The sequence below is a fragment of the Candidatus Stoquefichus massiliensis AP9 genome, assembly GCF_000455285.1.
Taxonomy (GTDB): Bacteria; Bacillota_I; Bacilli_A; order Erysipelotrichales; family Coprobacillaceae; genus Stoquefichus; species Stoquefichus massiliensis.
Genome location: NZ_HG005291.1, coordinates 67556 through 75517, shown reverse-complemented (window position 1 = coordinate 75517; position 7962 = coordinate 67556). Strand labels below are relative to the sequence as shown.

Genomic DNA, 7962 nt, shown 5'->3' with positions numbered 1-7962 from the left:
GAAAATTTTTAAAATTTATGTTTATTTCTATATTCTTTGGGTGAACAGTGATAAATTGCTCTGAATTTTTTATAAAAGAAACTTAAATTTTGGTAATTGCATTGTCTTGCAATTGCATCGATTGTTTCATTAGTATTTAAAAGAAGAGAACAAGCATAATCCATCTTTAATTGAATGATTAATTCTTTATATGACTTTTGAAAATATTTTTTAAGAAGTGTTGTTAAATAACTCGCATTAACATTGACATGCTTTGCTGTAGATTCTAATGTACAAGTTAGATAATGATGCTCCATATATTCTAAAGCAGCAAAGATAATAGAGTTAGATTCACTGACGGATTCATAATTGATACTTGTATCAAGATTGTTCATCATTTCTAGTATAATTAAAACAAATAAACTATTCAGCATTTCATATGAGTGAATAGTTGGCTGATAGTACTCTAATAATAATTCAATTATAAAGGTTTGAAGTCTTTCATTATTTTCAGTATTAAAAATCATATAGTTAAATTGAGATTGATCATTAAAAGCATTGATAAAAAAGGAAGTCATAAGATTTTGATGAGAGAGTTTAGAGAAAATCTGATGATTTAAATATTCTTTACCTATGATCATATTAATCATGATATCATTTTCATCAGTATATCCTAATGAATGGGGTGTTTTTGTATCAATTAAGGTCATTTGCCCTTTTTTTAATAGACTCTTTTTGCCATTAATGATTTGAACACATTGCCCTGAATACATATAATTCATTTCAATAAAATCATGAACATGGGTAGGAACATCAGCAAAACGTTCATTTCTTAAAATTGCAATTGTTTGATTAGAAAGTAAGTGAGAAAATTGGAAATTATAAATTTTATTTTGGTGCTGATCATACATAAAAGGCATATGAGAATAATCAGTTTTGATATTCTTTTTATGATTGATTTCTGAAATTGTATATTTTCTAAGGAGTTTATCAAGTTCATCTTTTCGCATATGCATCACCTATGATTATTATACAATCTAAAGTTTGGTTAGTAAATAACAAAAAATGGGTTATATAAAAGGCAAAATTATGTTGTTATAATAATAAAGAAAAGACATGATTCAACAGATGAGAGGCGATATGATGTTACAGGAGAGTATATTAGAGAAGTTAGTGTATTTTACTGATGAAGAGATTGATAATTTGAATGGAAAGAATAAAGTTGATAGAAGTATTTATCTTAATGATAGGAGTCAGATTATTGACTGCTATAAAATATTAGATCAGCATCAGCAAATAGGTGTTAGAAAACATGCACGCTTTATAGAATATCCCAAACATAAACATAATTATATTGAGTTAATGTATGTTTATGGTGGAGAAATGACACATATTATTGATGATCAGAAAATCGTATTACATGAGGGAGAATTACTTTTACTGAATCAGAATATTGAACATTCTATTGAGTATTGTCATGAAAATGATATCATTTTTAATTTTATTATTAAGCCTGAATTTCTTGAGTTTTTATCAATGATGATGGAACATGAGAATGACGTTTTTAACTTTATATTTGAGGCACTTTATTCTTATGAAAATAATGGAGAATATCTTGTCTTCAAATTACAGGATAATGTATTAGTGAAATCATATATTGAATCTATTATTACCAGTTTATACGTTCCTCAGTTGAATAACTCATTAGAACTAAAACTTTTAGTAGGTTTATTATTGACTGAACTAATGAATCATCCTGAATATATTGAAACTTATCAAGCTAATAGTTATGAAAAACTAATAAGCAGTACCATTTTAAAATATATAGCGACTTCTTATCAGGAAGGTTCTTTAGTTGTATTATCAGAAATGTTACATTTACCAGATTATAAAGTCTGTAAAATTATTAGAAAACAAACTGGACAAACTTTTAAACAATTGGTCCAAAACGAAAGACTTAAAAATGCTGTACATCTTTTAAAAAATACTCACTTACCAGTAACAGATATTATGTTAGAAGTTGGTTATGAAAATATTACATATTTTTATAAAATATTTAAAAATGAATTTCATATGACACCCCATGTCTATCGGGAAACATATTCATCCTATGCAAAATAGGATAATCTTTTAAACAAAAAGCGATATATTTTGTAAGTGTTTTCTTTGTTAAGATAAATGTGTCGACAAACAAAAAATATAAAAGGGGATTAAAATTATGGAAAAATTAGAAAAAATTTTAGCACCAATGGCTAATGCCTTGAATAATAATAAAATTATTCAAACAATTTCAAAAGCATTAATGTCTTTAATGGCAGCTTTGATGATAGGAGCAATTGGCTCATTATTACAACAAATTCCTATTGATGCTTATCAAAGTTTCATTCAATCAACAGGTATCTATTCATTGACTCAAGTCCTTGTCAATGTCACAACAAATATGTTAGCTGTCTATGCTGTTTTTGCAATTGGTTATGTATTTGTGAATAATGAAGGGTATGATGGATTTACAGGTGGTATCTTATCATTAATTGCTTTCATGATTGTTACTCCAATGGAAACAACAGGTGAAGGATATGCAGCTATGACAAGTTTACCTTTAAGCTGGTTAGGTGCAAAAGGATTATTTACTGCTATGTTTGTAGCCTTAATAACAGGTTATATTTATTGTTTTTTAATGAGAAAGAATATCACAATTAAAATGCCTGATAGTGTACCACCATTTGTCTCAAAATCATTTACTGGAATTATTCCAGGAGTTGTTATTGCGATTATCTTTGGAACACTTTCTATTCTTTTTCAAATGACTGATTTTGGGAATGTTCATGAAGCCATTTATAGTGTGATTGGTTTACCATTGACATCTATTGGTGGATCTATTTGGGCAGCTTTATTAATCTATGTATTAAGTGGTTTTTGCTGGTTCTTTGGTATTCATGGAATCGCTGTTGTAAGTGCGGTTATGCCAATTTGGATGGCAGCAGATGCAGCAAATATAGCAGCTATTTCAGCAACTGGAGTTGCAACAAATATTGTGACCTATAATTGGGTCAATGCGATTGGAAATATTGGTGGAGCAGGATGTACGTTAGGATTAATTATCTTATGTGCCTTTACTGCAAAGAGTAAACGTTATAGAGAAATTGGAAAATTAGCGATTGTTCCATCATGTTTTGGAATCAATGAACCTGTTGTCTTTGGATTACCATGTATGTTAAATGCAACACTGCTTATTCCTTTCGTCTTTTTACCAGTTATCCTTATTGGTATTTCGTATCTATTAACAATGACTGGTATATTACCAGTTGGTAATGGTATTGCAGCTGGTGCTGCTATTCCAGTATTCTCTGGATTAATCATTGGGGGCTGGCGAGTGGCTTTATGGAATGTAGTAGAAATTATGATTACCGTTCTTGTTTATTTACCTTTCTTTAAAATCTTAGATAAACAAGCATGTCAAGAAGAACAAGTTTCAATTGAAGAAAAATAATTCTGAGGGTAATTGCAAGTTCTGCAATTCCCTTTCTCTGTCTATGAAAAGGAGATATATATGAAATCAAAGTATGAAATGGCTATTCATTATCAACAAAAATTTGAAGAATATTTATTAACTCATTCTTTGACCAATCATATCAAACCAAAAAAATTTATCCAAATTTTAAAGGAACATTTGAATATCATTCAATTTCATGAAATAGATAATGATTGCTTTGTTGATTTAAGAAATCCATGTATCGTTGTATTAGGAGATAGTGTCAGTGGTGGACATTTTGAAATGATTGATGAACAAAAGATGATTATCGCACAAGATTTACAAGATAGTTATGTTGATAAATTACAATACTTATTGCATCAGCAATTTCCTTTAACTGTGATTAATATGATAAACAGTGCTTTAGCTGGAGACAATATCAAGGGGATGTATAAAAGACTCACAAGAGATGTGATTATGTATCAGCCAGATTTGGTGATTATTAATGCCTCTTTAAATTGGTCAAAAAATAGAGGAACTTTAGATCAATACCAATATTATTATGAACAGGTTATCCAAAGAATTTTAAGAGAAACACAAGCAGAAATAATATTATTAACACCTAATCAGGCCGTTGCAAATGATTTAGATATCAATTTAAAAGAACGTGTAGATATTGTTAGAAAAATGGCTGCACAATATCAGTTATCATTAGTTGATATTTATAAAATGTGGAATGATGTCGTTAATGAACATGATCTCATTTCTACTTTGTCTAATAAAGAAAATCACCCAACACCTTTAGGACATACATATATAGCTGAAGCCATTATGCAAATATTTAAGGAGGATTTATGAAAAGATTAAAAGATAACTTACAAAATCAAAATCAGCATTACTTATATCCCTTCTTTTGGCAGCATGGAGAGTCAAAAGAAGTCTTAAAAGAATATATAGATAAGATGATTGAACAAGGTATTTACAATATGTGTATTGAATCTCGACCACATCCTGAATTTTTAAAAGCAGGATGGTGGGAGACAATGAATTTCATTATAGAACAGGCAAAATTAAACCATATGAAATTATGGATATTAGATGATGCTAAGTTTCCTACCGGTTATGCAAATGGGAAAGTGCCAGATGAACTAAAAAAAAGATATTTAGCATATCGTCGTTTTGATATAGCAAGTGATGCAACACATGTTGAAATCAATGTGAAAAATTTTGTTGATATGCGTGAAATCATGAAAGATAAAAGACATCATTCAGATAAGTTTTTTAAGGCTATTTTAGTAGAAAATAATTCTGAAAATGCTATAGCATATGATGAAAGGACATTAAAAGATGTAAGTAATTGTTATGAAAATGAAGCAATTTATTTAACTTTGGATCATAAAGATTATAGTCTTTTTGTCATTTATGAGACTTTATGTGGTGAAGAAGTCACTCAAGATTATCTAGATCCAATGAAAAAAGAAGCCACTCAAATTTTAATTCAAGAAGTCTATGAGAAACATTATGAACATTATCATGATGATTTTCAAAAAACAATTGTTGGTTTCTTTTCAGATGAACCAAGATTTGGGAATATCAAAGGGACAACAGCTTCAATAGGTAGACAAGACATGCCTTTACCATTTAATAATGAAGTTTATCAGCAATTACAAAAAAACAAAGATTTTAAAGACGAAAAACTCATTTATCTTTTTATTGGTGAAAGTCCTTCGGCGTATCAATTAAGATTTGAATATATGAATATTGTGACTCAGCTTTATAGTCAAAACTTTAGTCAATATATAGGAAAATGGTGTCAAGAAAAGGGTGTTGATTATGTTGGACATACTATTGAAGATAATAATGCGCATGCCAGATTAGGATATGGAACAGGTCATTATTTTAGAGGCATGGCAGGTCAAACAATGGCAGGCATTGATATCATTGGTGGACAAGTTGTTCCAGGTATGGATTATCATCATGATGCGTTTAATACAGGAGGAAGTGATGGTGAATTTTATCATTATGCTCTTGTGAAAATGGGCGCTTCGGCAGCAAAATTGGATCCAAAAAAGAATGGAAAGTTAATGTGTGAAGCATTTGGTGCTTATGGCTGGATAGAAGGCTTAAAAATGATGAAATGGATAACTGATCATATGCTATCCCATGGTGTTAATGTTATTGTCCCTCATGCATTTGATCCAGCAAAGTTTCCAGATTGGGACTGCCCCCCTCATTTTTATGCTCATGGCAATAACCCTCAATATCTTTATTTCCACAAATGGTCTACCTATGCTGATAGATTATGTCATTTGTTAAGTGGTGGTTATCATGATTGTCAAGTTGGTGTTTTATATCACGCATTTGCTGAATGGTCTGGAGATTATATGTTCATGCAAAAAGTTTTAAAAGAACTTTCTCATCATCAAATTGGCTGTGATATCATTAGTGAAGATTATCTTATGGAAGCAAGAATTGAGAATAAGAGTTATATAATTAATAATTATGCATATCAAGTATTGGTTATTCCATATGCTCAAAGATTACCACAATTTCTATTAGATCAAATCAATGAACTTGCTAAAAATGTTCAAGTTATTTTCATTGATGACTATCCAAAGTATTTAATGGAACACTGTCAAAAAGTACCACTGGAGAAAATCGGTGAGATTCTTTATCAATATACTGATATCATCACTTCATCTTTTGAAGAAAAACTTGTAACATATAAGTATAAACAAGATGATGGTATCATTTATATGTTAAATAATGAAAATATCCATCATTGTATTGATACAGATGTTTCATTAAGAGCAGAGAATCTTATGATTTATGATGCTTATATAAATCAAAGTTATCAATTGGAAAGTCAAACACAAGATGGTATAACATCATTTCATCTTCACTTAGCCCCCTATCAATCACTTGTTCTTGTTAGTGGTAAGAGTCATCATCAGTCAATCAAAAAGGGTGAATTGATTGATGAAAGAAATGCTGCAAAAATTTCATTAAAATCTTATAATGAAGAAAAATACACACCCATTCCTTATACTTTACTTGATAGTACATTAAGTCAAAAATTTCCATATTTTAGTGGGCAAATCAAGTATGAGTTTGATATTTGCAGCAAAGAAGACCTACTTTTAGAATTAGAAGAAGCTTATGAAATTGTTGAAATGATTGTCAATGGAAAAAGCATACAAACATTGATTGCTCCACCATATATTTTTGATTTATCTGATTTTATAGATTTAGAAAGAAATCATATAGAAATCATCACAACTAATAATTTATCTAGAAATCAAAGAGATTCATTTTCATCTTATTTATCTCTAGAGCCATTGGGAATTATAAAACCAATAAAAATATATAAAAAAGCATGATAAAATGAAGTAAATAATGTTTTATGATGTTGATATGATTGCACTATATGAAATTACTCTTTTATTAGAAAATTTTCCAAGCAGGATATAAGATTTGCTTAGACATAGATTCTTCTTATGGTAGAATTAAAAAATAGAAGTCAATTTCATTTTAAAATGATATAATGAAAATAAGATTTCTATATTAGAAATACTAAAGAAATCATTAAAAAGGAGGAAGATGAATGGGATTTCCAAGTGATTTTTTATGGGGTGGTGCCACTGCTGCCAATCAATGTGAAGGTGGATATAATGAAGGTGGGAGAGGTTTAGCCAATGTGGATATTACTCCACATGGAAAAAACAGATTCCCAGTTATGTTAGGTTTAGATGATAGTCTTGATTTTTATGAAGGAGAATTTTATCCTGCTAAAGAAGGAATTGATTTTTATCATATGTACAAAGAAGATATTAAGTTGTTTGGTGAAATGGGATTTAAAACATATCGTATGTCACTCGCATGGACTCGTATTTATCCAAATGGTGATGAGGAAGAACCTAATGAAGAAGGATTAAAGTTTTATGAAGATGTTTTTAATGAATGTCATAAATATGGGATTGAACCTTTAGTGACAATTACACATTTTGATTGTCCAATTCATTTAATTAAAGAATATGGTGGATGGAAAAATAGAAAATTAATCAATTTTTATGAAAGATTATGTCGTACAATTTTTACAAGATTTAAAGGTCAGGTCAAATACTGGCTTACTTTTAATGAAATTAATATGATTTTACATTTACCTTTTATGGGGGCTGGCTTATTAATTGAAGATGAGACGATAGCATTGAAAGATAAATATCAGGCGATTCATCATGAATTGATTGCTTCTGCTTTAGCGACTAAGATAGCTCATGAGATAGATCCTAACAACAAAGTAGGATGCATGTTAGCAGCAGGAAATACATATCCTTATACATGCAATCCTGAAGATGTATGGAAATCAATTCAAAGTGATAGGGAAGGATATTTCTTTATTGATGTTCAAGCAAGAGGATATTACCCACGTTATGCTTTAAAACTAATGGAAAGAGAAGGGACAATGCCTGTCATGCAAGATGGTGACGAAGCGTTGTTAAAGGAAAATACTG

6 protein-coding genes are annotated in these 7962 nt (G+C 29.7%); 5 read left to right on the top strand and 1 reads right to left on the bottom strand.

The genetic code is table 11. The annotated features are described in order from the left end of the window. Positions 1–8 precede the first annotated feature (8 nt). A complete protein-coding gene (locus BN350_RS13000; protein ID WP_028043998.1) occupies positions 9–989 on the bottom strand; it encodes an AraC family transcriptional regulator in 981 nt (326 codons plus the stop codon). A 133-nt stretch (positions 990–1122) separates the two neighbouring features. Here BN350_RS13000 and BN350_RS12995 point away from each other — a divergent pair, with 133 nt between their 5' ends. The 5 genes from BN350_RS12995 to BN350_RS19210 form a co-directional block, all read left to right on the top strand. Continuing rightward, positions 1123–2100 carry an AraC family transcriptional regulator gene (locus BN350_RS12995; protein WP_028043997.1) on the top strand — a complete coding sequence of 326 codons (978 nt, stop codon included), beginning with the start codon at positions 1123–1125 and terminating at the stop codon, positions 2098–2100. A 97-nt stretch (positions 2101–2197) separates the two neighbouring features. Further along, positions 2198–3469 (top strand): PTS sugar transporter subunit IIC, encoded by a 1272-nt coding sequence (locus tag BN350_RS12990; protein ID WP_028043996.1) that lies wholly within the window; start codon positions 2198–2200, stop codon positions 3467–3469. Positions 3470–3529: 60 nt separating this feature from the next. Beyond that, positions 3530–4309, top strand: a complete 780-nt coding sequence (locus BN350_RS12985) for an SGNH/GDSL hydrolase family protein (protein WP_028043995.1) — start codon at positions 3530–3532, stop codon at positions 4307–4309. Next, positions 4306–6831 carry an NADPH-dependent FMN reductase family protein gene (locus tag BN350_RS12980; RefSeq protein ID WP_028043994.1) on the top strand — a complete coding sequence of 842 codons (2526 nt, stop codon included), beginning with the start codon at positions 4306–4308 and terminating at the stop codon, positions 6829–6831. Before BN350_RS12985 ends, BN350_RS12980 begins: the two co-directional genes overlap by 4 nt. A gap of 224 nt (positions 6832–7055) precedes the next feature. Beyond that, on the top strand, positions 7056–7962 hold a 907-nt coding region (locus BN350_RS19210), incomplete at its 3' end, for a family 1 glycosylhydrolase (protein WP_044600318.1).